A 26,730-nucleotide genomic window follows, 5' to 3' on the forward strand; every position below is an offset into this window, starting at 1 on the left:
CAGCGACCTGAAGCGCGGCAAGATTTCATTGCGCATTCCGGTTAACAACGCTTAACTTGCTGTATGGTCGCCTGAACGTCCAATATAGAGTCACGGCGCGTTGATGGCGGGAATCGATTTCGCGCATAGCTGCGCGCCATGCAGGCATCGCTGCAACTGCCTTGCGAGCCACACCGTGCAACACGTCAGCAGCAGCATCTCGGCCGCGTCGGAGCGTGCCGCCAGCCAAACTCTGTGACGGAGGTGAATGATGACTCGTCCGGTTGAAGAAGATATCGTTCGACGTGCATTGGTGGGCGTCCTGATGCCCACACCCCTTGAATCGATCAAGAAAGCACAATACGGTCCAAAGAAAAAATTCCGCATGACCAAGCGGCCACCGCCCGAGGCACTTGCGCCTGCCCCCGTCGAACCGCCGCCGGCGCACATCTCCATCCTCGAACAACTGTCGTCGAAGACGCTGAGCGTTTGCTGGAGCGACCCGCGCTCGGGTCATTACGCCGACCAGGTATGGCGAATCGGACTCGCACGCATGGATTCATTTTGCGTATTGACAGGCATGCCGATACGACGCGGCGATCCCGTGTTTCGTCCGCGGGCTTGCGAGAGCTACTTCCCCGCCAATCGCGACCGGATGATTCTGGCATCCGCTGTGCCATCGTGTCCGAGCGGAATCATGCTCGATTGAATCTGAACGCACGGTCATTCGCATACTGCAAAGCCTGAACAAACCTTAAGCGCCGCAGGCCTCAGCGCCTGGGCGCCCCCTCTATTAGATGCTGGCGTCCTTCAAATGACGCATGCGCCACGCAACATTCGTTGCAGGCTCAGCATCGATCCATCGCGCGCACGAACCGCAGGGTTTGTACGCCTTTGTCATACGCATGACTTCCTGGTGCTGCATAGCCGGCGGCAAGGTGGCACCTGTGTCGCGACCGCCCGGCATCAGGGCGTCGCAACCGCATCGATCCGCGCAACACTGAATCTCGATTTCCCCTCCCGTTATCCACGCGCCTGCTAACGCATTCGCGCGAGCCTTGTCGCGCAAGGCTACGGCACATTCGCGCGCAATGTCGCCGCGCTCATGAACGGTACGGGGTCCGCGTGCCTTCGGTTGCGGATCTGCGCCAAAGTCTCTATCCTCGCAACTACGATACATTGATTCGCAGTTTATAGGAGAGCGATATGAAGATTTTCCACGTCGATTCGAGCGCCAAGCGCGAACGATCCAACTCTCGCGCCTTGTCGCGCGGGTTCATCGAAAACCTGCGTGCGGAAGGCGTGAATGTCGAAATCGACTATCTCGACGTCACCGTCGATACGCCGGCGCACGTCACCGAGGCGTTCGCCATCGCGACCTATCATGCGGAACACGAACGCACCGACGCCATGCGCGCCACGCTGGCGCCGTCCGATGCGCTGTGCAAGCGGCTGCTGGAAGCCGACGCCTTCGTCTTTGCAATGCCTATGTACAACTGGTCGATGCCCTCGGCGTTCAAGGCTTTCGTCGACAACATCACGCGTACGGGCATTACCTATAAGAATGCCGAGGACGGCACGATTGTCGGGCAGTTGAGCCGCCAGAAGGCGCTGTTCATCACCACGCGCGGCGCCGATCTGCGCCCTGGCACGGTGTTTTCGTCGATGGATGCGCTCACGCCGGCGCTCAAGGCTGCCTTCTCGTTCGTCGGCGTCAACGAGCCGCGCTTCGTCGATGCGCAACCGTTGCAGTTCTCCGACCAGGAAGCGCGCACCGAAGCGCTGAGGCGTGCGAAGGCAGAACTTGCGGGCGTGGCCGCCGAGTGGGCGGCATTGGAAAAGATGCGCGTCGGGAGCGCGGAGGTCGAGACGGCCTGAATCGTCGCCGCAACGGCTTGAAAAGAAAAGGCCGCAGCTTTCAGGGCTGCGGCCTTCGTCATACCAACTGCCTGTTTTGCAGGAACCGCTCAACGGCAGTTCAGGAAAGGCTCAGGATCTCGCGCCGGAAGCCGACCCGCTGCGATCGCGCCGCCGGCCCGCCGCACGGCCGTCCAGCCATTTGACGACTTGCGGCCCATACGTGCGCGGCGCCTTCGCCGACGTGCGCACCGCGAGGTCGTGGAGCGATTGCGAAGCGAGTGCTTCGCGCATGCGCTTCTCGGCGTTCTGCATCACGGCATGGATCGAGCAGACGCCGCTCGAGGCCCACGCCGGCGCCGTTTCACCAAACACCGCGCAGCGCGTGCGCACATCGCGGCATTCGAACAAAGGCTTGTCGCCGTCGATAGCCGCCACGACGTCGAGCACCGAAATCTGATTCGCCGGACGCGCAAGCGCAAAGCCGCCCTTGGCGCCTTCCGTTGCAATGACGAGTCCGGCCTTATGCAACTTCGTAAATAGCTTCGCCACGTAGTCGGCGGGTACGCCCTGCAGTTCCGCCAGATCGCGTACACTCGCCTCGGACACGCCGCCAGGCGCCGCTTCCGTGAGATAAAGCAGACAGTGCAAGCCGTATTCGACACCGGCGCTGATGTGAGACATAGCCACTCCGACAAAGATAATCGCAGTTAGGCTACCTGCTTTCGTCTGCCGGTGCAACTCACCGTATGGTTAACGTCTGAACAATCGAAGCACGATGCTAAAGCGGACGAAGACTGTCCAGCGGATGCAGTTCGAGCGTATCGTCGACGGCAAGCTCGCGCGCGATGAAGTCGATCAGCGTGCCCACTCGCCTGCTAGGCATTGCACCCGCATAGACGGCGAACAGATCGACGCGCTCGCCAATGTATGCATCCAGCGCGGTCTCGAGCCGGCCCGACAATAGTTCGTGATAGATGTCCCAGCGGTTTTTCAGTACCACGCCGTAACCGTTCACGGCCCATTCACGCAGCACGCCGGCATCGCTCGCCACGCGATTGCCCGACACTCTGACGGCAATCTGCTTCCCGTCGACAACGAATGGCCAGTTCGAGAACGGCGCATCGGGCCGCGCGAGAATCAGACAGTTATGCGACGACAGCTGCGACGGATGCAATGGCTTGCCATGCGTCGCCCAATACGACGGCGCGGCGCACACGACGCGCGGTCCTGTCAGCAGCAGGCGCGCCTTGAGCCGCGAATCGATCAGCGGGCCGTTGCGCAGCGCCAGATCCAGATGCTGATCGACCAGATCGACCACGCCATCCGTCAGCAACAGCGACACCTGCACTTGCGGATACAGGCTCATGAACTTGTCGAGCAGAGGCACGACGCGCGTACGGCCGAAATCGGTACTCGCGGTCAGCCGGATCGGTCCGTTCAACGGACCGTCTTCGCGCAGACTCAGAATCGCCGCATCCCAATCCGCCAGCACACGGCGCGCGTCGTCGAGAAAACGCTGCCCCTCATGCGTAAAAGCCAGGCGCCGGGTTGTGCGCATGATGAGACGCGCGCCCACTTCCTCTTCGAGCTTTTGCAGCGCAAGCGTCACCGTCGATGTCGACACCGTGCTCTTTCGCGCGGCCGCAGAAAAGCTCCCGGCTTCGGCGATTTCGACAAACAGCCTTAACGCGTCAAGCCGGTCCATCTTCGGGTCCGTTCGAAAGTACTGGCTATATAGAGTTGTTTCGATTCGGCGCCCTTGCCTTCATACGCGCGCGCATATAACGGTAGCGGCGTGTATTGCACATCACGAATCGACTCCTGAGTATCGAATACTTTGATCGGTCTCTAAAGACAAACTAGCGCCCAAATCCGTCCATCGCGCCCCAGCATGCGCGTATGTACTATGGCGGCGGGCAGCCGCGCGAATGAACGGGCGCCGTCAAGTCCTGCGCGCGACTCGCATCATGACTACGTACAGCACCGCGCCCGCCACGGCGCCGATCAGCCAGCCGAAGTTGTTTTCGGGCAGAACATGCAGTAGTTGCGTGCACAATTCCCAGCCGATGGAAATGCAGCCCGACAGCACGAGCGCCGCGACGCCCACCCGGTTCCAGCCGCCGTCGTAGTAGAAGCGGCCCGTCGGGGCCATCGTGTACAACGCGGCAGTTTGTACCTGCTGCTTCTTGATCAGATAGAAGTCGGCCATCATTACGCCGTAAAGCGGTGCAAGCACGGCGCCGAATACGCTGACGAAAATCGTAATGGCCTTGGGGCTGTCGACGAATATCCACGGGCAAACGAGCACGGCCAGAATGGAAGCGATCAGTCCGCCGCGCTTGAAGTCGACATGCTTGGGGAAGAGATTCGCCAGATCATAGGCGGGCGAGACGAAATTGGCGACAATATTGATACCCATTGTCGCCACGATGAACGTGAGACTGCCGATCACCACGGCCACCTTGTTCTGGATGTGCGCGACGATCGCAACCGGGTCCATGATCATCGAGCCGAACACGCTCGCGCTGCCTGACGTCACGATCACCGTGATGATCGCGAAGACGATGAAATTGACGGGCAGTCCCAGGAAATTGCCGACCTTCATTTGATGCTCGCTCTTTGCAAAGCGCGAGAAGTCGCCGAAATTGAGCAGCAGCGCAGCGAAATAACTGACGACGAGCAGCACAGCATTGCCCATGCCCGCGAATTGCTCCGCGCCCGTTAGCGCTTTGCCGCCAAGCGTCAGGTTCAGGCTGCCAAGTCCAGCCTGCGAAAGAATCCACGCCATCAACGCGAACATCACGACATACACGGCAGGCCCGCAAAAGTCGATGAATTTGCGGATCGTCTCCATGCCTCTTTGAAAAATGATCAGCTGGAAGACCCACATGAAGAGGAAGCTCACCCAGCCCAGGCCGTCGAGGCTCAGGAAGCTGACGTTGCGCAATGCGGCCGACGCAGGGATGAACAAAAGCAGCAGCGTCGCTACTGCTTTGGACGCGAAGTAAGTCTGCACGCCGTACCAGACGATCCCCACCACGCCGCGAATTACGGCGGCGAGGTTCGCGCCCATCACGCCCATGCTGACCCGCGCCATCACGGGAAACGGAATACCGTGCATGTAGCTCGGTTTGCCGACCCAGTTCATCAGCACGTAGACGACGAGAATGCCCACTGTCAGCGCAATCAGCACTTGCCAGCCGGAAATACCGAGTAGAAAGAGGCTCGCCGCGAACGTGTAGCCGCCGACGCTGTGCACGTCGGACATCCACATCGCGAAGATGCTGTAGCCCGTCCAGGTCCGCCGCGTGTGAGGCACGGGCGCGAGGTCGCGATTGTGCAAACGGGAATCCGCCTGCTCGATGGAATCGCCGACGCCGTGCGGCGCGTCGAAGAGCGGTGACGTGGACATGGCTCCCCCTGCAGAAAGAAGCATGGCCGTCTTCCGAAGACCGCCATGACTTGACGATGCGACATAGCGCGCAGGCACGGTCTACCGCAAAACCCGATTGAAATCGCGATTCGCGTCGAAGGGTCTTATGTCTGCAATATAGATTGTTTTAGTAATAAAAGCGCTTGTCGCGACTCTGTCAAAAAAGCGCGGCGCAGGACGCTGACCGGGATGCGTCTAGAAGGCGGAGAGATGAATGCTTCCATGACCGATGAACGCGTCGCACGGCGTGGGTTTCGCCGCTGACCGCCCCTGTCGGCGTCATCTTGCGAATGACGCGACGCCCGTTGGCGGAGGGTAATCCGCCGTTCGTTCCGGGCAGGGAAGCATATGACGAATATACAGGCCAGTATCCGGGATAGGCTTTCTGATTGGGGCGCAAGCCGCCTCTCAAACAGAATAACGTCCATGTAAAATCAAAAAACCCTGAATATTCTCCACACGAACATCATGCAAGCCCGTCAACGTCCGCTGGACAACCAGGACCGCGCAATCATGCGCGCGCTGCAGAAGAACGCCCGTCTGTCGAATGCGGAACTTGCCGAACTCGTCGGCATGTCGACGACTGCGTGCTGGAACCGCACGCGCCAGCTCGAAACCGACGGCTACATCCGTGGATATGTCGCGCTGCTGGATCAGCAGAAGCTCGGCTTCGCCGACGTCGTGCTGATCGAAGTCACGCTCGACCGTCACGACGACGACGCACTGGCCCGCTTCGGCGACGAACTCGCGACGCTGCCTGAAGTACTCGAGGCGTATCTCGTGTCGGGCGAGTACGACTATCTGATCAAGGTTGCCGTCGACGGTACGGCGGGTTACGAGCGCTTCCTGCGCGAAAAGCTCTATAAGATCTCGGGCATCCGGCACAGCCGCTCGATGTTCGCGCTGCGCTGCATGAAGAACATTCCGTCCGTGCAGGTGTGACGGCACGTTGCGAACGTCAAGGCCCGAACTGCCCGAAATACGTTTCGCGCTTGATAATAACGAGCGCCGCGCGCTTGTGCGGAAAGTCGAACTCCTTCAGCGTAAAAGCGCCGAGACGATGCATCCACGCAATATGCCGCGTGTGATCGATGCGCGGCTCGCCGACCACGCGCTGCGTGCGTGCATCGTCGATGAACATGTAGTGCAGGATGCCGTTGAACCACGCGCGCAATTTCCCCGCGCTCTGATAGTCGCTGTTACCGACGAGCAGATGCAGGCCGCGGTCGAAATCGCCGGCATCGTAGAACGGCGCAACGCGATCCTCTTTTGCCCAATACACCTCGAAGTACGCGAAAGGCACATCGTCGAAACAGCCGATCAGCGGATGCACATGCGGATCCGCGCACTGCTCGGTCAGATACGCGGCATGCTGCTCGCGCGTGCCCTTGAAGTCCCAGAAGTGCGCGACGCGATCGAGGTTCTGCCAGTAGTGAAAGATGTCGGTGTCGCGCTCCACATCCACCGTGCGCAGACTGAACGTCATGCCGACAGTCGGCATGAAACGCCGATACACGACGCCCTCGGGCTTCGGCGCGCGCACGGGATGCCGCCGGTTGTGATGAAGCGTATAGCGCACCGGCATGCCTCCCGAAGAAGGCGCGGCGAGCCACAACGACGGCTGTTGCCAGAAGGTCGCACGCGACGTTGTCATGTGCAGCGTCGAGCCTTCGCGTTCCGCCGTGTCGACGACGCCCTCGCGAATCGCGCGCGTGACGAACGCATGCGTTGCGTGATCGTCGAGTTCGAACGGCACGTTCAACGATACCTGCTGCCGCTTCGCATCGCGGCAAAAAATCTCCGCTAGCGCGGGCAACAACTGCTCGGGCGCCGCATCGCGCGGCCACGCCGTCAGAGCAAAACCAGCGGGCGTCGGAACGAGTTCCTCAAAGGCCACGCGAGCGTTCATGCTTGTCTTCCTTTCCTCAAATGATGCAGTTGATCTGATAGCCGATGCGCTTACCAGTCGTAGCGCGCCGTCGCCAGCACGGTGCGCTGATTGCCGTAGAAGCACGCGAACGCACTCTGGCAACCCGTCACATAACGGCGGTTGAAAATATTCGTCGCGTTGACTGCGAAGCGCCACTTGCTGATGTCGTAGTGCACGGCCGCGTCGTACACGGTGTAGCCCGGCACGTGCAGCGAGTTGTCCGCCGCGCCCGCGCTATAGCTCGTGTAGCGCAAGCCGCCGCCGAAGCCGAGGCCTGTCAGCGGCCCCGTGTGCCACGTCCAGTCCGCCCACAGCGAAGCCGTCTGGCGCGGCAACGGAATCGCCACCGGCCACTTGTTCAGCGAATCGTCATTGGCCTTGATGTTCTTCACATCCTGATACGCATACGACGCGATGATGCTCAGGTCGCGCGTCACATTGCCCACGGCGCTGAACTCGATGCCGCGCGAGCGCACCTCGCCCGTCTGCACGCTGAATGTCCCGGTCGGATCGTTCGGATCGGGCGTCGTGACGTTGGTCTGGTTGATCTGATAGATCGCGGCGTTCAACATCAGGTTCTTGTTGAACGGCTGCCAGCGCAGGCCAAGCTCGATCTGCTTGCCTTTGGTCGGCTCGAACGGCGTACCGTCTGCATTCACACCGATCACGGGATTGAACGACGTCGCATAGCTGATATACGGCGACAGCCCAAAATCGCCGAGATACACGGCGCCCACGCGGTACGTGAACGCGTGATCGTTTTGCCTGTGCTCCGTGTTCGCGACGGTATCCGTCGTCGTATTCCGGCTCCAGTCCTCACGGCCGCCGATCGTAAAGACGATGCGCGGCGTCAGCTTGATCTGGTCCTGCGCATAGACGCCGAAGCTGTCAAGCTTCGTTTTCGTATCGCTATAGCCGAACGAATCCGGTCCCGTGAAGATATCCGGCGTCACCGGAATGTAGACGGGATTGAACATGTTCAGACTCGGTGCCAGCGCGAGTTGTTCGCTATCCGTCGACAGTTGCCGGTTGTATTCGAAGCCGACCAGCACCGTGTGATCGATCGACCCGGTACGGAATTTCGCCTGCGCCTGATTATCGATGTCGAAGCGCGAATAGTTCGGCTGGAACAGACCCGCATAACGCGTGAGCGATGCTTCCGTCGGATCGGTGGGATCGAGGCCGCCGCCATACACCGTCGAGTTGTTCAGCGACAGATGCATATAGCGCGTGTTCTGGCGGAACGTCCACGTCGGATCGAAATGATGCTCGAACTGATAGCCGACTGACCACTGCCGCTTGTCGTAACGCGCGAAATTGCCGTCGCCCGTATAGAGGTCGTTCGAAATCACGCCATTCGGGTTCGGCAGGATCGTGCCCGACGCGGGCAGGAAGTTATCCGACACGTCAGAGTTGTCGCGCAGATAGGTCGCGTAGAGCGTCAACGCCGTATCGGCCGTAGGCTGCCATTTGATCGACGGCGCGAGCATCAGGCGCTGATCGGCATTTGGACCTGTCGGCATGTTGCCGTCGCGTCCCACGCCGACGAAGCGATACGTCAGCGTGCCTTCCTTGTCGATCTTGCCGCCAAGATCGATACCGATCTGCTTGCGTGCATCGGTGCCGATCTGCAATTCGATTTCGCGGATACGTTCGGCCGTCGGCTGCTTCGTCTGAATATCGACCAGCGAACCGGGATCGCCCTGACCGTACAGCACGGAAGTCGGCCCACGCAGCACCGTTATGCTTTCCACCTGATACGGGTCGACACGCCAGCTCGCGAGATTCAGCGTATTGGGCACCTGCAGTCCGTCGACGAACACGCTCGGCGTAAAGCCGCGAATTGCCGTGTACCAGTCGGAGCGCGTGCTCGCGCCATACGACGAAAAGCCCGGCACGTAACGCAGCGCCTGATTGATCGAGGTCGCGCCCTGTTCTTCGATCTGTGCCGCGGTGACGACATTCACCGTCTGCGGCACTTCATCGAGCGGCGTGTCCGTCTTCGTCGCCGTCGACGTGCGATGCGCGACGAAGCCCTCCGTATCGCCCGCCGCTGCACCCTGCACTTTCACGACGGGCAGCGTGGCACCCGTTGCGTGATCCGCTGTCGCGTTCGATTGAGCATTGCCCTGCACGCTGTTCTGATTATCCGGCGGCTGTTGCGCCTGAGCGTAACCCGTCGCCGCAGCGAAGAAAGTCATGCTGGCTGCCGCAGCAATGGCACGCCGCTGCGTGCCTTCGACCCACTCCATCTGATACCTCGGAAAATGTTTATGCAGCGCATCGCGCCGCTCGTTGTTGTCAAAGAGCAAAGACCATGCGGCCGCCGCTCACCCCGGATTGCGCCCCTGTGCGCGCTTGCACTGCAAAACTGTTTTCGTTCTTGCCCGCTTCGAGCGAGCCGGCGATCTCGTCTGCGCGGCGCGCGAGCACCGACAGCAGCGTGTCGCTCAAACCATGGCTGTCTTCGCAGCAGCCTTGCAGATAGATGCGCGGCTGAAAATGCGCGGACGTCGCGAGCAGGTAGTCGCGCGCCACTTCGCATTGCTCGACGGGCTTGCCCAATGCATCCGCAAGCGGATCGAGCAGCGTGTGATGCGCATCGCGGCGATAGCCCGTCGCCAGCACGACGGCATCGAAGCGCTCCGCCGCCGCCTCGCCGTCCATGCGATCGCGCACACGCATTTCGATTTCGTTGCGTTCAGAGGCTTGCACTTCGCGCACCGACTCGATCGCGCAGTTGTTCAGCAAACGATGCCGCGATGCACCGCTCACGTTCTGCACGTACAGCAACTCGTAGATCTGTTCGATCAACGGCCGGTCGACCACGGAGTAGTTGGTGTCGCGAAACGTATCGAGCAACGAGCGGCGCGCGTCTTTGGGCTGCGAATAGATGAGATCCGTAAACGACGGATTGAAAATTTCATTGACGAACGGACTGTCGTCGGCGGGCTTCAGTGCGGGCGCGCGCATCAGCAGCGTTGCATCGACGTGCGGAAAACGGCGAGTCAGATCGATGAACACTTCCGCGGCACTTTGGCCGCTGCCGACGACGGCCACGCGTTTGCGTTGCGCAGTTTCGCGCTTTTCGTCGCCGACGAGATCGCCGATCGACGTCAGATAACTGGACGAGTGAATCACGGCGGCATCGCGCAATGCCGCAAATGCAGCCGGAATCTGCGGCACGCCGCCCATGCCGACGGACAGCGCGCGCGTCAGCCGGTGACGTTCCTTCCCTTGCGCATCGCGCGAATGCACGCGCAAATGCGTAACCGTGCGCGGATCGCTCGCGTCCGCGACGGGTTCGATCTTCGTTACCGATTCACCGTAATGCACCTGATCGTCGAACGCGCTCGCCACCCAGCGCAGGTAATCGTGAAACTCGATACGGGTCGGGTAGAAGTTCTTCAGATTGACGAAATCCTGCAGACGTCCGCGCTCGAACAGATAGTTGATGAACGTAAACCGGCTCTTCGGATCGCGCAGCGTGACGAGATCCTTCAGAAAGGAAATCTGCATGCGGCTGTCGTCGAGCAGCATGCCGCGATGCCAGCCGAACTCGGGCTGCCGTTCGATGAAACAGTGCGCGGCTGGCGCACTGCCGCTTTCGGCGAGGCGTACGGCCAGCGCGAGATTCGACGGCCCGAAGCCGACGCCGATCAGATCGTGAATGTGTTCCCGTTGGGTCGTCAAATGAGTCATCAGATATCTCCCTTGTACTGGTGGCGACGGGCGTGATGCGAGCAATGCGAAACGCGACGGGACATCACAGGTGCCTGCCGTCGAAGAATGCTTCGCGGACGACACGCATCAACAGCGCCCGTTTGTGCGGAAAATCGAAGTGCGCGATGCTCGAGAAGCCATGCTGTTTGAGGTAACCGATCATGCGAGCGTTGTCGTGACGCGGTTCGCAAACCACGGCCTGCGTGCGCGGATCGTCGAGAAAAAGGTAATGGACGAGCGACGGCAGCCACGCCGCGACACACTCCGCGCCGCGCCAACGCGTATCGCCGACCAGCATGTGCAGGCCGCGTTCGAAATCCGTCGACGCCGCGAACGGCGCGATGCGGTCCTCCTTCGCCCAATACGCTTCGAAGTAACCGAAGGGCTCGCCATCGAATGCGCCGATCAGCGGATGCATATGCGGCGTCGACAGCACGCGTTCGAGATACGCGCGGTGCGCGTCGAAGGTGCCCGCCTCGCCCCAGAAAGCATTGACGCGCGGCTCGTTCATCCATGCATGCAGATGTTCCAGGTCTTGCGCGACGGACGCCGTGCGCAACGTGAAGCGATGCGCGAACTCCGGCACATCGCGTGCATAGACGACGCCGTCTTCATACGGTGCGCGCCGTGGATGCCGGGCGCCGTCCGTCATTGCATAAGAGAGCGCCGCGACAGGGATCGACACGGAACGCACGAGCCACAAATCGGGCTGCTGCGCCCACGCGTCGCGCATGCACACGTTCTGCGCCGTCAGCACGCCGCCGTAACGCAGCGCGTCGAGCGCATCGCGATGCAGATTGCCCGTATCGAGCGGAATGGATTTGCTGTCGCGGCTCGCACCGAACGCCGCGCGCAACGCGGCCAGCACCGCGCGTCTCTGCCCGAGCGGCGAGATGCCCTTGCACCACTCGACGATGCGCATGCCGTCTTCGCGCGTCCAGCGCGCATGCAGCACGATGCCTTCCGCACGGCCGTCTTCCGCCACCGTGATTGCATCGCCTTCGAGATAGGCCGCCAGCGACGGCTGTTTGAGCATGTTCTTGTAGTCCCGTGGGAAATCAGCGTGCATCGCGCACCTCCGTAGCCGTTTCGCGTGTTTCCCGTTCGATAGTCGCGTCGAGTCGTTGCGCCAATGCGCCCGCGAGGTCCGCCAGGGTTTGATGAACGAACACGTCATCGATCGTGATGCCGTACCCCGCCGCGTTCGCCGCATCGACGAAACGCACCACGTCGAATGACGTCGCGCCTGCTTCGAACAGGTTGTCGCTCATGCCTGGCGCTTCGTTGTCGAATGTGTGAGCCCAGGTTCGCGCCAGCGTCTGTGTGAGTTGCGTTGCACGCGGCGACGGCGCGTGAGGCGCGCCGCACGTCGCGGCAGAAGATGGCCCGGATGTCTTGCCCGAAATGACAATCGCTTCATCCGGCGCGTCAATAAAGCGCGTGACAGCGGCCAGATAATCGGCGCACAGCCGCTCGACAAACGCACCATCGACCAGCTCGCGCCCATACGAAAACGCACCCGTCACGCGTCCATCGGGATGCTCGACGATGTCGAGTTCGAGATCGAACACGACGCGATGACGCACGTCGTTGAACTCGTCCACTTCAATGCGATGCCACCGGCGCGTATCGCTCTGTGCGGGACGCAGATAGTTGAACATCACCTGGAACAGCGGATTGCCGTTTGCGGTACGCGACGCGCGCGCAGAATCGACGACCTGTGCGAAGGGCACAGCCACATGCGCATAAGCGCCTAGCGCGGCTTCGCGCACGGCGGCGATCACATCACGCGGCGCGGCCCCTTCGCGCATCGCCGTGCGCACGACAACCGCGTTGATGAACAGCCCGATTGCGTGGTCGGAATCGGCATCGCGGGTCGACGCGAGCACGCCGACGGCCTGATCGAGCGCGCCCGTCTGACGTGCAAGCGCGACGTTCAGCGCCGCGTGCAAGAGCATCGGCAACGTGGCTTGCGCGGATACGGCCAGCGCTTTCGCGCGCCCGATCGCATGTGCGTCCAGTTCGAATGCGATGCGTCCCGCGCTCCAGTCCGGCGATACCGGACGCGTTCCCGCAGGCTGCGGCAAACGCAGCGCATCGACGTCGCGCAACGCGGCGCGCCAGAACTGCAAATCGGCCTGACTGACTGGCGAGCGGGCGGCGAATACGGGCTTCATCGACGACGTGTCCAGCAGCTTGCCCGTCGCACTCGCGAAATAAGCGCTCTGCACGTCGTCGAGCCACACATCGATCGACTGACCATCCGCGACGATGTGATGGATCACGATCGACAGCACGTGGTCGTCGTCGGCAAGACGGATCAGACGCGCGCGCCACAATGGCGCTTTGGCGAGATCGAAGGGAGTCAGTGCGTCCTCATCCGTGAGGCGCGTCGCCGCCGCGATGCGCTCATCCGCGCAAGCGTGTTCTCGCAGATCGACAACGGCCAGCGTCACACGCCGATGATCGTCCACTACCTGACGCGGTTCGGCAGCGCCTTGCGCCGGGACGAGACGCGCACGCAAGGCGGGATGTTTGCGCGCGGCATGATCGAATGCGCTTTGCAGCGCGCTCACGTTCACCACGCCGCGCAGGCGCAACGCGACGGGAATGTTGTAGGCCGCGCTGTCCGGCTGCGCGCGCCACAGAAACCACAGCGCACGTTGAGCGTCGCTCAGTGCGAGATCGTTGACATCGCCCTCTTCCTGCGCATGACGCCTGCTCTCGCGTGCAGCCACACGCGGCGATTCCGCCACGCGCTGCGCGTACGCGGCGAGCGTCGGCGCCTCGAACAGCGTGCGCACGGCAACATCGTGCGAGAGCCGTTCGCTGACCCGCGTCGCCACGCTCACGGCTGCGAGCGAATGACCGCCGAGTTCGAAGAAATGATCGGCACGGCCCACGCGCTCGACACGCAGCACTTCGCACCAGATCTTTGCGAGCGCGGTTTCGATGCCGGGCGCGGGCGCATCGAATGCGCGCTCGGCACGCACCGGCTCGGGCAATGCCGCGCGGTCGATCTTGCGGTTCGCATTGCGCGGCAATGCATCGAGCACGACGATGTGCGGCGGCACCATATAGTCCGGCAACGCGCGACGCAGATGGTCCGCGAGCGCATCGCCATCGATACGTTTGCCGTGCTTGCCCGCCTCGCCGCTCAGCTCGACATACGCAGCGAGCGCGGCGTCCACGCCGTTGCCGCGCACGACGGCCACGGCATCGCGCACATCGTCGTGCGCCATCAGGCGCGCTTCGATTTCGCCGAGTTCGATACGCAGGCCGCGCACCTTGACCTGATGATCGATGCGTCCGACGAACTCCAGCACGCCATTCGTGCGACGGCGAACGAGATCGCCTGTCCGATACAGCCGCGCGCCCGGCGCACCGGACGGATCGGGCATGAAGCGCTCCGCAGTCAGTGCAGCGCGCGCGTGATAGCCGCGCGCAACACCCGTGCCGCCCAGATACAGCTCACCCGTCACGCCGATCGGCAGGGGCCGCAGATTCGCATCGAGCACATGCGCGGTGCGCTCGCCCACAGGCGTGCCGATGGGCAGATACGCAGCGTCCGCGATATCGCTCGCGTCTTGCTGGGCGTCGATCATCCACAGCAGCGGCGTGACGACCGTTTCCGTCGGACCATAACCGTTGACGACGCGCACGTCGGGAAATGCCTGCCGCAGCGCGGCGAACGCTTCACGCGAAGTCGCTTCGCCGCCGACCGTGAGCGAGCGCAGCGAACGCGGCGCGCCGTGCATGCGGGCCCATTCGGCCATCTGCAATGCGTAGCTCGGCGGGAAGGCGGCAATCGTGATCCGTTCGCGCGCGATGGTTTCGCATGTTTGCGCGGGCGGCCACAATGCGTCGTCGGTAATGCGAATGTCCACACCCGCCGACAACGGCGCGAGCCAGCATTCGTGCGCACCGTCGAAGTTGATCGACATGAAATGCAATACGCGGTCGTTTTCGCACATGCCGTAGCGTGCGACGATCGCCGCGCAGTGCATGGCGATCGACGCATGATCGACGACAACGCCCTTCGGCTTGCCCGTCGAACCCGATGTGTAGATCAGATACGCGGCCTGCGTCGGCGCAATCGCCGGTTCGCGATACGCGATGTCCCGTTGCACCGTGTCGTCTTCCGCATCGATCAGCCACACGCGCGTGCCGTGCCGCAGCGGCAGCTTCGGCACGTGCCGCCGTTCGGTGACGACGTGCTCGATCGACGCATCGTCGACGATATGCGCGAGACGCTCGCGCGGATGCGTCGGATCGAGCGGCACGAACGCGCCGCCCGACTTCAGAATGGCAAGCAGACCGACGAACAGATCCGTCGAGCGGCCAACCGCGATGCCGACGCGCACTTCCGCGCCGACGCCCGCCGTCATCATGCGAGCCGCGAGACGCGCGGCGCGTGCGTCGAGTTCGGCGCGCGTGAACGTCCCGTCCGCGTCCATCACCGCGCTCACGTCGGGCTTCTTTTTCGCGTGTTCAGCGAGCTTCGCGTGAACGGGCACGAACGGTGCGTCGGCAGCTTCGTATTCATTCCACACATCGAGTTGCGCGCGTTCCGCGTCTGTCAGCCATTCGAGATCGCCGACTGGCGCGTGCGATGAAGCCAGCGCGCTTTCGAGCAACTGCGTGTACTGGTCTGCAATCCGACCCACGGCCGGCGCGTCGAACAGATCCGCCGAGTAGACGAACGCAGCATCGAGCGCACCGTCTTCGCGCTCCTCGAAACCCAGCGTCAAATCGAACTTCGCATACGGCGCGCCGAACGGAAGATCGGTGACGCGCACGCCGTCGAACGCGGGCAACACGCGGCGCGCCGCATACGACGCCATGACCTGAAACAGCGGATGATGACTTGCGCTGCGCGGCACGCCGAGCGCTTCGACGATCTGCTCGAACGGCACGTCCTGATGCGATTGACCGTCGACGAGCGCGCGCTGCACGTCGTCGATCAAAGCGTCGAATGGCTTGCGCATCTCGACGCGCGCGCCGACCACCAGCGTATTCACGAAGAAGCCGATCAAGCCTGCCGTTTCGGCACGTTCGCGATTCGCAGCAGGCACGCCGATCTGAATATGTGTCTCGCCGCTCGCGCGCGCCAGCAGCGCATGCAACGCCGCGAGCAACACGGCGAAGGGTGTCGCGCGACGCGCCTGCGAAAGCGCACGCACGCGCTGCGCGGACGTTGCGTCGATCGTGAAGTAATGGCGGCCGCCGCGCGCGCTGCGCTGCATTGGCCGCGCGCCGCTGCCGGGCAATGCGATCACGCCCGCATCGGCCTTCACCTGCTCACGCCAGAATTGCAGCTGCCGCTCCGCCTCGCCCGCATCGAGCCAGCGGCGCTGCCACAGCGAAAAATCCGCATATTGCACGGGCAGCGGCGCGAGCGCGACCGTCTCGCCGTTCGCATAAGCACGATAGAACGCCGCCAGTTCGTCGAGCAGCACATCGATCGACCAGCCGTCCGACACGACGTGATGCATCGTCAGCACGAGCCAGTGCGTCGCGTCATCGAGCGCGATCAGGTGCACGCGCACGGGTAAGTCGCTGGCGAGATCGAATGGCTGATCTTCGTCCTTCACCGCGACTTCCGCCGCAATGCGTTCGCGATCGTCTTTCGCCGCACGCGACAGATCCGTGAAGCGCCACGGGCAACGCGATGGTGCATGTACGATCTGGTCGACGCCGCCGTCCGCGGATTCCGCGAACGTCGTACGCAGCGCTTCGTGACGCGCGATCAGCGCATCGAATGCGTGACGCAGCACCGCGCGGTTCAGTTCGCCGTCGAGCCGCAGCCGGCTCGTGACGTGATACGCCGCCGGCTCGTCGATCATGCGCGCATGCAGCCACAGCCGCGTCTGCGCGAACGACGCAGGCACGGCCGTCGAGCGGTCGGCGCGCGCGGGAATCGGCAGCATGCGAAAGTCGATGCCGGCTTCGCCGAGCTTCGTGATGAAGAGCTTGCGTTGCGCGTCGGGCAATTGCGCGAAACGCGCGGCAAGCGCCAGCAGATCGGGTTTCGATTTCATTCGATCGTTCCTCATTGCGCTTCGAGTTCACCGAGCAGCGCGTCGATCGCACGCGCTGCGTCGTCGATGGCATGCACGCCGCGCGCTTCGAGCGCCGCATCGATGGCCGCCGCGCAGCGCACCAGCGTGCGCGCGTCGAACAGCGTGCGCAGCGACAGCGCGAGCGACCAGTGCAGGTTGATTTGCGCGTTCACCTGCGTCGCCAGCAGCGAGTGGCCGCCCAGCGCGAAGAAGTCGGCATCGCGGCCAATCGCGTGGCTGCTGTGGATACGCAGCACGCGCTGCCAGATCGCGGCAAGCTCGCGCTCGGTGCCGGTTTGCGGTTCCGCCATCGCAGTCGCCTGAAGCGACGGCGCGGGCAATGCGTTGCGGTCGCACTTTCCGTTCGGCGTGACGGGCAACGCGTCGAGTTCGATCAGATGCGCGGGCACCATATATGCGGGCAGTTGCGCATGCAAAGCGGCGAACAGCGCGCTTCGATCGAATGCTTCTTCGGCACGCCGCGCGACATAGCCGATCAACTGCTCGTCGCGCACGATCACGACGGCATCGTGCACGCCGGGTGCGGCACGCAGCAACGCTTCGATTTCGCCAGGCTCGATGCGCAAGCCGCGCAGCTTCACTTGCTGATCGGCGCGGCCCAGGTAGTCGAGTACGCCATCGGCGCGCCGGCAGACCAGATCGCCCGTTCGATAGAGACGTGCGCCCGGCATGAACGGATCGGGGATAAAGCGCTCCGCCGTCAATGCCGCGCGCCCCAGATAGCCGCGCGCGAGACCGGCACCGCCCAGATACAGTTCGCCCACCGCACCCGCAGGCAACGGATGAAGCGCTGCGTCGAGCGCATGCAACTGAATGTTCGCGATAGGCCTGCCAATCGGCACCGCGACGGCTTGCGCATCGTCGTCGGTGCAAGTCCAGTGCGACACGTCGATTGCCGCTTCTGTCGGGCCATACAGGTTGTGCAATTGCGCGTGCGGCAACAGACGTCGCGCGCGCGCCACGAGTTCGGGCGACAGCGCCTCGCCGCTCGCCACCACGCGCACGATGCTCGTGCACTGCGAGGCAGCATCGAAGTCGTTCAGATGGGCGAGAAAAGCGCCCAGCATCGACGGAACGAAATGCAGCGTCGTCACGCCATATGCCGCGATCGCAGCAGCAAGGCGCGCGGGATCACGATGATCGCCAGGCGCCGCGATCGCGAGCGTCGCGCCGACCGACAAGGGCCACACGAATTCCCACACCGACACGTCGAAGCCGAACGGCGTTTTGTGCAGCACGACGTCGCGCGGCGTGAGCGAGTACGCGCTCTGCATCCACGCGATGCGGTTTGCGAGCGCGCGGTGCGTGTTGCCCGCGCCCTTCGGCTTCCCTGTCGACCCCGATGTGTAGATCAGGTAAGCAAGCTGCTCGGGCTCGACTTCGACAGGCGATGCAAGCGCCGCATCTGCATCCAGTTCTTCGACGCACAGCACGCGCGTTTCTTCGCGGCTGATCGCACCGGCAACACGTGCATGCAGCGAACGCTGCGTCAGCACGACCGCGGGCCGTGCGTCGTCGAGCAGATACGCGATGCGCTCGGCCGGATAGTCGGGATCGACGGGCAAGTATGCAGCGCCTGCCTTCAACACGCCGAACAGCGCCACCACCATTTCAATCGACCGTTCGACGCATAGCGCAACGACGCTGTCCGCCGCAACGCCGGCTTTCAGCAACGCACTCGCCACGCGGTTCGCGCGGTCGTCGAGTTCGGCGTAGGTCAGGCGCGTGCGAGCTTCATGGGCATCGATGAAGTCGAGCGCAATCGCATCCGGCGTCGCTGCCGCCTGGCGTTCGAACTGCCGATGAAGCGGCAAGCGCCGTTCATCCCGCCATGCGTACGCCGTGTCGTTGCAACTTGCGAGTTGCGCCAGATCGCCTTGCGTTGCAATCGAAACGCTGCCGAGCAACGCATGCGGATCGGCGATGAACGCTTCGATGCATGCATCGAACGCACGATGCAAGGCACGCACGCGCGCTTCGTCGAGACGTGCCGTGTCGTAGCCGTAATCGATAGTCAGCGTGTCGCCCGCCTGCACGACCAGCGTGACGGCGAGATCCGTCGATTCGATGCTGCGTATGCCGGACAGCCGCAATGCACGCTCGTCGTTCGCCGACCACGCGGGATCGACGGGATAGTTTTCGAACACGACTAGCGTGTCGAACATCGCGCCGCCACCTTGGCCCGCCCAACGCTGGATATCGAACAGCGGCGTATGCGCGTGTTCGGCGTTCGCTGCGTTGTCGCGCTGCAGTTCGGCGAGCCAGTCGGCGATTCGTTGGTGCGGCGCGGGCGTCGCGATGACAGGCAAAGTGTTGATGAACAGGCCAAGAACGCTGTCGACGTCCGTCAGCGCGTCCGGTCGGCCCGCGACAGTTGCGCCGAATGCGACCGTCGCATGATGGGTCATGCGCTGCAACGCGAGCGCCCATGCGCCCTGCACGAGCGTGTTCACTGTCAGCTTCAGTGTGCGTGCAAGCGCGGTGAGCTTCGCAGTCGTCGCCGTATCGAACTGCGCGCGCCACGTCTCGCTCGTCGCAGTCGTATCGTTCCGCGCCCGTACGTTCTGCGCCCGTACGTTCGGCGCAACGAGCGCCGGTTCGTCGAAGCGCGCGAGCCGTTCGATCCAGAATGCCTTGTCGGCTTCATGATCGCGCGTGTCCAGCCAAGCGATAAAGTCGCGGTAACGTAACCGCGTTGCCTGTCCGAATGACAACGCGCGACGCTCGCTCATGTAATCGCGCAGCACGTCGGCGAACATGCGCGCCGTGCTCCAGCCGTCGAGCAGCAAATGATGTCGCGTCCATACAAGTCGCCAATCGTCGTCGCCCAGACGGATCAGCGTGACGCGCATCAACGGCGCCTGGCTGAGATCGAAGCCTTGCGCGCGGTCCTCCGTCAGCCATTGTTCGAAACTCGCTGCTTGTGCGTCGCGGGTTCGCCAGTCGAGCACAGCGACAGGCAGCTTCGCCTGACGATGCACGATTTGCAGCGGCACTTCCGCGTCGTGCCAGAAGCTCGTGCGCAAGATGTCGTGTTGCGGCACGACGCGATTGAACGCATCGGTCAAACGCGCGATATCCGGCGAACGCAGCGTCGCGACCAGTTGATTCACATAAGTCGTGCGATCCGGCGCATACAGCGAGTGGAACAGGATGCCCTGCTGCATCGGCGACAGCGGATAGATATCGTCGACCGTGCGCAAATCGGGTTCGAGACGTTCGAGCATCGCTTGCGTGAGACCCGCACGCTGCGCAAGCGGGAAGTCGGCGGGCGTTGCGCCGGCTCCGCGCTTCGACACGCGTTCGATACACTGCGCCGCGATGTCGCGCAGCGTGGTCTCGAACTGGCGCGCGAGCTTTTCGACCGTACTCCCATTGAACATCGCCGCGCTGTAGACCCAATGCAATCTGAGCCTGCGCGTGCCGTCGATATGCGCGTGAATCGCCAGCGCATTCGACATCGGGCCCGCCGGGTCGCGTTCGCAGCCTGCACCGCCAAAGCGCGCGTTCAGCGCGCGGTCGTTCGATGCGTCGCCGAACTGGCCGAGATAGTTGAACGTCACGCGCGGACGCGGCAACGCGGAAAGCTCGGCGCGCGTCGACTCATTCGCCAGATAACGCAGCACGCCGAAGCCGAGCCCTTTGTGCGGCACGGCGCGCAACGCGTCCTTCACGGCTGCGAGCGTCGCTGTGCCCGATTCACGCACGGGCAACGCAACGGGATAGTGGCTTGTCAGCCAGCCGATTGCGCGGCTCGCATCGATGTCTTCGAATAGCGCTTCGCGTCCGTGGCCTTCCAGTTCGATCAGCAGCGAATCGGCCTGTACGCGCGAACCAAGCGTGTGCGCGAGCGCGGCCACGAGCAGATCGATGGTCTGCGTTCGCCACGCGGCGTTCGCATCCGTGAGCAAGGTCCGCGTGAGCGTCGCGTCGATCGTCCATTCGACCGTACACGCATCGGCGTTGTTTGCCGTGCCGTGCGGATTGTCGAATGGCAGAGCGGCGCTTGCCTGCTGCGTCGACGTCCAGTACTGCCGTTCCTTCGCAAACGGCGCGGCGGCGTCATCGGCGTGCGCAGCCGCTGCAAGACGTTGCGCCCAGTCCGCCGCGCGCGCGCCTTGCGCGGCGAGACGCACAGGATGGCGTTCGCGCGCCGCGCAGTACGCGGCGTCGAGATCTTCGAGCAGCACACGCCATGACACGCCATCGACGATCAAATGATGAATCGTGACCCACACGCGCGGCGTGCCATCGGGCAACATCGCGACGAGCGCGCCCGCCAGCGGTCCGCGTGCGAGGTCGAAGCTGCGTTGCAGTTCGTCGAATTGCGCGAGTGCGTCGTGTTCATCGCGTGCTTCGATGGCGACGAGCGGCAGCGCGTCGAACGGCTTGTCCGCGTATCGCGCGTTCCATGATGCAGCGTCGTCTTGCGTGAAACGCAGGCGGAAAGCATCGTGATGTGCGAGCACCGCGCCGAACGCCTGCGCGAATGCGTCGAGATCGAAGCGCTCCGACGCGTGCAATTCGACGGCCTGATTCCAGTGGTGGCGCGCCGGCACGTTCAGTTCGAAGAAGCGATGCTGCGCGGGCGTCAACCCAACGTGCGCAGTGCCTGCTGTCGTAACCGTTGCGCGCTGTTCCGCTTCCGGTTTGGCAGCGGCGACGGTTTGCGCTACCTGCGCCAGTTGCGCGACGGTCGGCTTGTCGAACAGTTGCTTCGGCGTGAAGCGCACGCCGCGTTTGCGCGAACGGGCGATCACCTGCAACGCGAGAATCGAATCGCCACCCAGTTCGAAGAAGTTGTCGTCGCGCCCCACGCGCTCTGTGCGCAGCACTTCTTTCCACACATCCGCGAGAGTGCGCTCCGTGCCTTCGAGCGGCGCGTCGCTAGCGGATTGAACGGCGGGTTGCTGCGCAAGTTCGCGCAGCTTCACGCGGTCGATCTTGCCGTTCGGCGTGACGGGGAATGCGTCACATAACGTGAGCGTCGCGGGCACCATGTAGTCGGGCAAACGCGCGGCGAGCTCTGCGCGCAGCGCGACTTCATCACGCGAGCCTTGCACGACGGCGAACGACGCGAGACGGGCGCGCCCGTCCTCGACGATTGCCAGCGTTTCCGCTTGCCTCACGCCCTCGATCGCGCGCAACGTCGCACTCACTTCGCCCGGCTCGACGCGATAGCCGCGAATCTTCACCTGGTCGTCGAGACGGCCCAGATAGTCGATTGCACCGTCTGCGCGCAAGCGCACACGGTCTCCCGTTCGATACATCCGCGCGCCCTTCGGACCGCCGGTGTCCGGCACGAAACGCTCCGCCGTCGCTGCTGCGCGATCGAGATAGCCGCGCGCAATGCCCGGTCCGCCAAGATACAGTTCACCGATTCCGCCGGCAGGCACAGGAGCGCCATGCGCATCGAGCACGAGCGCGCGCGCATTCGGCAATGGACGCCCCGTCGGCACGCCTGCCGATACGTTCGCCATCTGAGCGTTCGCGGTGGCATCGAACGTGAGCGCGCCGACCGTGGCTTCCGTCGGACCATAGTGATTGATCACGCGGCACGCGGGCCGCAATGAACCGATGCGTTCGACGAGCGTCCACGGCAGCGGTTCGCCGCCCAGGACCAGCGCGTGCGACGGCAGCACGTCGGCGGGTTGCTGCGCTTCGAGCAACGCGTGCAGATGGCTCGGCACGATCTTCAGCACGCCGACGGCTCGTTCACGCATGGTCGCGGCGAAGCGGTCGGGATCGAACGCACATTCCTTCGGCAGCAAATGCAAGGTACGGCCCGAGCACAATGCACCGAAGAGCGTCGTGTGGCCGAGATCGGCGGCGACCGTCGAGACCATCGCCATGCTTGCGCCGGGCGCGAAGTCCAGTTCATCGAGCACGCCCTGAACGTAATCGGCCAACGCCCGATGCGATACGGCGACGCCCTTCGGCGTGCCCGTCGAACCCGACGTGTAGATCAGATAGGCGGCCTGATCCGGCGTGATCGAAGCGGGCGCACTGTTGCCGTCCGCTTCGATCAACGCGTCGAGCGATGCGATACGCGCATCGGTTACGATCTGCGGTGCGTTGCTCGCAACGATCACGCTGCCAGCACGGCATGCGGCAATCGACGCTTCGATGCGTTCGCGCGGAGCCGCGGGATCGAGCGGCACGGCCATCGCGCCCGACTTCAACACGGCCAGCAGCGCGACGACGAAATCGGCAGAGCGATCGATGCATAGCGCGATTGCCTGTTCCGCGCCCGCGCCCTGCTCGATCAATGCACGTGCGGCGCGCGTCGACGCTGTATCGAGTGCCTCGAACGTGAGTTGCCTTTGCGCGTCGGTGACTGCAACTTGCTTCGGCGTTGCGTTCGCATGATGTGCGAAGGCCGCGACCACGTTATCGAACTCGTACTTCTGCGCGCGACCCTGCAACGTGTTGCCGGACGAGCCTGCGCAGGCGAGCGAACTGACAGGCGTTGCAGGATGCGTCACGCTATCCGCCAGCAGCGCGCTGAAGCTGTCGAGCCATGCATGCGCCGTCGCGTCGTCGATGCAGTCCGTCGCCCATGCGGCGATCAGTTCGATGCCGCGCGCGTCGTCGGTGAAATCGAGTGCGAAGTCGAAACGCGCCGCGTTGTCGGGGCCGGGCGTCAATGTCGCGACGGCATCGGGCAATCGAACCGGCTCATCGAACACGAACTGCTGCGCGAACTTCACGCGCAGCCACGCTTCGCCACGTCGTACGGGCGGCTTGACTGCATCGATCACCTGATCGAATGGAACGTCCTGATTGGCGTACGCGCCCAGCGTCGTGTCGCGGACCTGTGAGAGCAGATCCGCAAACGGCGCATGAGGCGACACGTGCGCGCGCAACGCGACCGTGTTGATGAACAGCCCAAGCAGATTCGCCGTTTCCTCTCGCTGTCGATTCGCAACGGGCGCGGCAACAACCACATCCGTTGCGCTCGTCAACCGATGCAGCCACGCATGCAAGGCCGCGAGCAAAACGATGAACGTCGATGCATGCGCGCCGTTTGCCAGTTCGCGCACGGCCGCCGATGCTTGCGGATCGAGGCGACGCGACGCGCGCTTGCCGATGAGCGTGCGTTGAGCCGGTACGGCACGATCGACGGGCAACGCGAGCGGCGCGGGCGCGTCCTTCAGCGCGTCGCGCCAGTATCCGAGTTGCTGCTCGCGCTCCGCGCCGTCGAGCCAGTCGCGCTGCCATTGCGCGAAGTCCGCGTATTGCGTGGCAAGCGCGGGCAACGTCGCGGCGCGGCCTTGCAAAAGCGCGGAATACGTCTCGGCCAGTTCCGCGAATGCGCAACGCGACGACCATCCATCGCTGATCGCATGATGCGCGGTCAGCATCAGGCGATGCTCGTCATCGGCGAACGTCACCAGCGATGCACGCAGCAATGGACCGCGTTGCAGATCGAATGGCGGCGTGGCGTGCTCGTCTGCAAGCTCATTCGCACGTTCGTTGCGCGCGTCGAAAGTCAGATCGCGCAGTTCGATCCGTTCTACAGGCACAGCGATTCGCGCATGAACCCGCTGCATGACGATGCCGTTCTCATCTTCGTGCAACGTGGTCCGCCACGCTTCATGACGCTCGATGACTTGCGCGAGCGCGGTTTCGAGCAACGTTGCATCGATCGGTCCACCGATGTTCCAGTGGGCGGCGATGTGATACGCGTCACTCGCATCGCGTGTTTGCACGAGCACCCAGAAGCGCTGCTGTGCAAACGAAGCGCGATGATCGACGTATGCGGCGGAAGCATCGCTGCGAGCAACGGCTTTCAGCGGCAGCGACCGCGCAGCAGGTTCACGCTCGCTCGCATCGACGAGCGCGGCGAGTGCTTCGAGCGTAGGGTCGGCGAACAGCGCATCGAGCCGCAAGTTCACGTGCAGGTCCGAGCGGATCGCGGCCTGCAGACGCATGATCGCGATCGAATCGCCGCCGCGCGCATGAAACCGGTCATCGAGGCTGACATGTTCGCCGCCGAGAATCGCGTACCAGATTGCGGCGATACTCCGTTCAGTTTCGCTTCGCGGCTCACGAACCGATGTGTGCGCAGCGAGCGATGCAACACGCGCACGCAGCGTATCGCGGTCGAGCTTGCCATTCAGCGTATAGGGCAACGCATCGAGCAGCGCAAAGCGATGCGGCTGCCACGCATCCGGCAAACGTTGCAACAAGTGCTCGCGCAACGCGCGTTCTTCGAGCGCGCCTGTCATGACGACACACGCCGTCAACTGCACCCGGCCCGCGACCTGTTCGACCAGCACGGCCGCGTCGTGCACCTCCCGATGCGAGCGTAAACATTGCGCGATCTCGCCGGGTTCGACACGCACGCCGCGAATCTGCACCTGATCGTCGATACGGCCCATGTAATCGTAAGCACCGTCCGCGCGCAAACGCGCGAGGTCGCCCGTGCGATACGCGCGCGCCCCCGGTTCGCCGTCTGCATCGGGGATGAAGCGCTCGGCCGTTTGCACGGCTCGTGCGTGATAGCCGCGTGCAAGGCAGGCGCCGCCGAGCAGCAACTCGCCGCACGAGCCATCGTCTATCGCCGCGCCGTCGGTGGAACCGGCAGCCGTCACGCGCGCCGTGCGCAAGCCGATCGGCGCACCAATGGGCAACGACGTACCCGACGCGCCCTCGTAAGCAGCGCGTGGATCGAGCGGCCACAGCATCGGCGAGATCACGGTCTCGGTCGGACCATAGCCGTTGATCAGCCGCACGTTGCTAAACGTTTGCCGGATTTCGCCGAATACATCGCCTGGCATCGCTTCGCCGCCGAATGCGAGTACGCGCAGCGCGTCGGGCACGCGATGACGTCGCACGGCTTGCGCGAACTCGCGCAGATACGCGGGCGGGAATGCGGCAATCGTCACGCGCTCCTCGTCGACTAGCGCACGCGCATCGTCCGGAGCAACGGGTCCCGGTGCCGTGATGGCAATGCTCGCGCCCGCAGCGAGCGGCGCAAGCCAATACTCGTGTGCGAGATCGAAATTCACCGACGCGAAATGCAGCACGCGATCCGCATCCGTCATCGGATATGCGCCGATCACGGCATCGCAATGCGCAGCAAGCGGGCCATGTTCGACGACGACCGCCTTCGGTGTTCCCGTCGATCCCGACGTGTAAATCATGTATGCGGCAGAGCGTGGATGCACGTCCGCATCTTCGAAAGCAGGCGCTCGTTGCGCGATGCCGATCGAATCGATGTCGATGCAACGCTCGAAACGCACGCGCATGGCCGCATCCGCATCGCGCGTGACGATTCCATGACGCAAGCCTGCATCGCGCGCCATCCAGTCGAGCCGTTCCGCAGGGTGGCGCGGATCGAGCGGCACGAACACGCCGCCCGCCTTCAGCACCGCAAGCATCGCGACGAACAGATCGCATGATCTGTCGATGCACACGCCCACCCGCACTTCCGCGCCCACGCCGCGCGCGCGCAACGCAGCCGCGACATGCGCAGCGCGAGCGTCGAGTTCGCCGCGCGACATGCGCACGGTATGCGGCGAAAACGCGGCGAGCGCAGGCGCGTCCGGCGCACGGCGCGCGAGTTCGCGAAGTCGAAGATGCAAGGCAGTCGGAAAAGTCGTCATTCGTGTGAAGTCCTTCGGCATGGCCGCTATGCCGCCGCATCGGGACATGGTTTGTCCACGTTCCGTTTCAGCGGCTTCACACAGGTGACGAATCGCGCGCAAAAAAATTTA

12 protein-coding genes are annotated in these 26,730 nt (G+C 63.4%); 3 read left to right on the forward strand and 9 right to left on the reverse strand.

Annotation, left to right across the window (positions count from 1 at the left end):
* Positions 1–364 precede the first annotated feature (364 nt).
* Entirely contained in the window at positions 365–688 is a 324-nt protein-coding gene (locus tag FRZ40_RS22120) for a DUF3331 domain-containing protein (RefSeq protein ID WP_051446208.1), read from the forward strand.
* Positions 689–1,185: 497 nt separating this feature from the next.
* Positions 1,186–1,857, forward strand: a complete 672-nt coding sequence (locus tag FRZ40_RS22125) for an FMN-dependent NADH-azoreductase (RefSeq protein ID WP_147235585.1) — start codon at positions 1,186–1,188, stop codon at positions 1,855–1,857.
* A gap of 111 nt (positions 1,858–1,968) precedes the next feature.
* Here the strand turns inward: FRZ40_RS22125 and FRZ40_RS22130 are convergent, their stop codons facing one another.
* The 3 genes from FRZ40_RS22130 to FRZ40_RS22140 all read right to left on the reverse strand — a co-directional run bounded on the left by FRZ40_RS22130 (position 1,969) and on the right by FRZ40_RS22140 (position 5,251).
* A complete protein-coding gene (locus FRZ40_RS22130; protein ID WP_028363731.1) occupies positions 1,969–2,520 on the reverse strand; it encodes an RrF2 family transcriptional regulator in 552 nt (183 codons plus the stop codon).
* A 97-nt stretch (positions 2,521–2,617) separates the two neighbouring features.
* Positions 2,618–3,544, reverse strand: coding sequence for a LysR family transcriptional regulator (locus tag FRZ40_RS22135; protein WP_028363732.1), 927 nt, complete (start codon positions 3,542–3,544; stop codon positions 2,618–2,620).
* A 237-nt stretch (positions 3,545–3,781) separates the two neighbouring features.
* The gene (locus tag FRZ40_RS22140; protein WP_028363733.1) at positions 3,782–5,251 is read right to left on the reverse strand and encodes an NCS1 family nucleobase:cation symporter-1; all 1,470 of its coding nucleotides are present in this window, start codon (positions 5,249–5,251) and stop codon (positions 3,782–3,784) included.
* 489 nt (positions 5,252–5,740) lie between these two features.
* On the opposite strand from FRZ40_RS22140, the gene FRZ40_RS22145 reads away from it, so the two are divergent.
* The gene (locus tag FRZ40_RS22145) at positions 5,741–6,214 is read left to right on the forward strand and encodes an Lrp/AsnC family transcriptional regulator (protein WP_028363734.1); all 474 of its coding nucleotides are present in this window, start codon (positions 5,741–5,743) and stop codon (positions 6,212–6,214) included.
* A gap of 16 nt (positions 6,215–6,230) precedes the next feature.
* Here FRZ40_RS22145 and FRZ40_RS22150 read toward each other — a convergent pair whose 3' ends face one another.
* The 6 genes from FRZ40_RS22150 to FRZ40_RS22175 all read right to left on the reverse strand — a co-directional run bounded on the left by FRZ40_RS22150 (position 6,231) and on the right by FRZ40_RS22175 (position 26,619).
* Positions 6,231–7,181: a GNAT family N-acetyltransferase gene (locus tag FRZ40_RS22150; RefSeq protein ID WP_147235586.1), complete on the reverse strand. Its 951-nt coding sequence runs from the start codon at positions 7,179–7,181 to the stop codon at positions 6,231–6,233.
* A 50-nt stretch (positions 7,182–7,231) separates the two neighbouring features.
* On the reverse strand, positions 7,232–9,454 hold the full coding sequence (locus FRZ40_RS22155) for a TonB-dependent siderophore receptor (RefSeq protein ID WP_147235587.1): 2,223 nt from the start codon (positions 9,452–9,454) through the stop codon (positions 7,232–7,234).
* 49 nt (positions 9,455–9,503) lie between these two features.
* Positions 9,504–10,904: a lysine N(6)-hydroxylase/L-ornithine N(5)-oxygenase family protein gene (locus tag FRZ40_RS22160; RefSeq protein ID WP_147235588.1), complete on the reverse strand. Its 1,401-nt coding sequence runs from the start codon at positions 10,902–10,904 to the stop codon at positions 9,504–9,506.
* A 64-nt stretch (positions 10,905–10,968) separates the two neighbouring features.
* Positions 10,969–11,994: a GNAT family N-acetyltransferase gene (locus tag FRZ40_RS22165; RefSeq protein ID WP_147235589.1), complete on the reverse strand. Its 1,026-nt coding sequence runs from the start codon at positions 11,992–11,994 to the stop codon at positions 10,969–10,971.
* Complete coding sequence (locus FRZ40_RS22170) at positions 11,984–16,966, reverse strand: non-ribosomal peptide synthetase (RefSeq protein ID WP_147235590.1); 4,983 nt, start codon at positions 16,964–16,966, stop codon at positions 11,984–11,986. Before FRZ40_RS22170 ends, FRZ40_RS22165 begins: the two co-directional genes overlap by 11 nt.
* Positions 16,967–16,977: 11 nt before the next feature.
* The gene (locus FRZ40_RS22175) at positions 16,978–26,619 is read right to left on the reverse strand and encodes a non-ribosomal peptide synthetase (RefSeq protein WP_147235591.1); all 9,642 of its coding nucleotides are present in this window, start codon (positions 26,617–26,619) and stop codon (positions 16,978–16,980) included.
* Positions 26,620–26,730 lie beyond the last annotated feature (111 nt).

Source organism: Paraburkholderia azotifigens, assembly GCF_007995085.1.
Taxonomy (GTDB): Bacteria; Pseudomonadota; Gammaproteobacteria; order Burkholderiales; family Burkholderiaceae; genus Paraburkholderia; species Paraburkholderia azotifigens.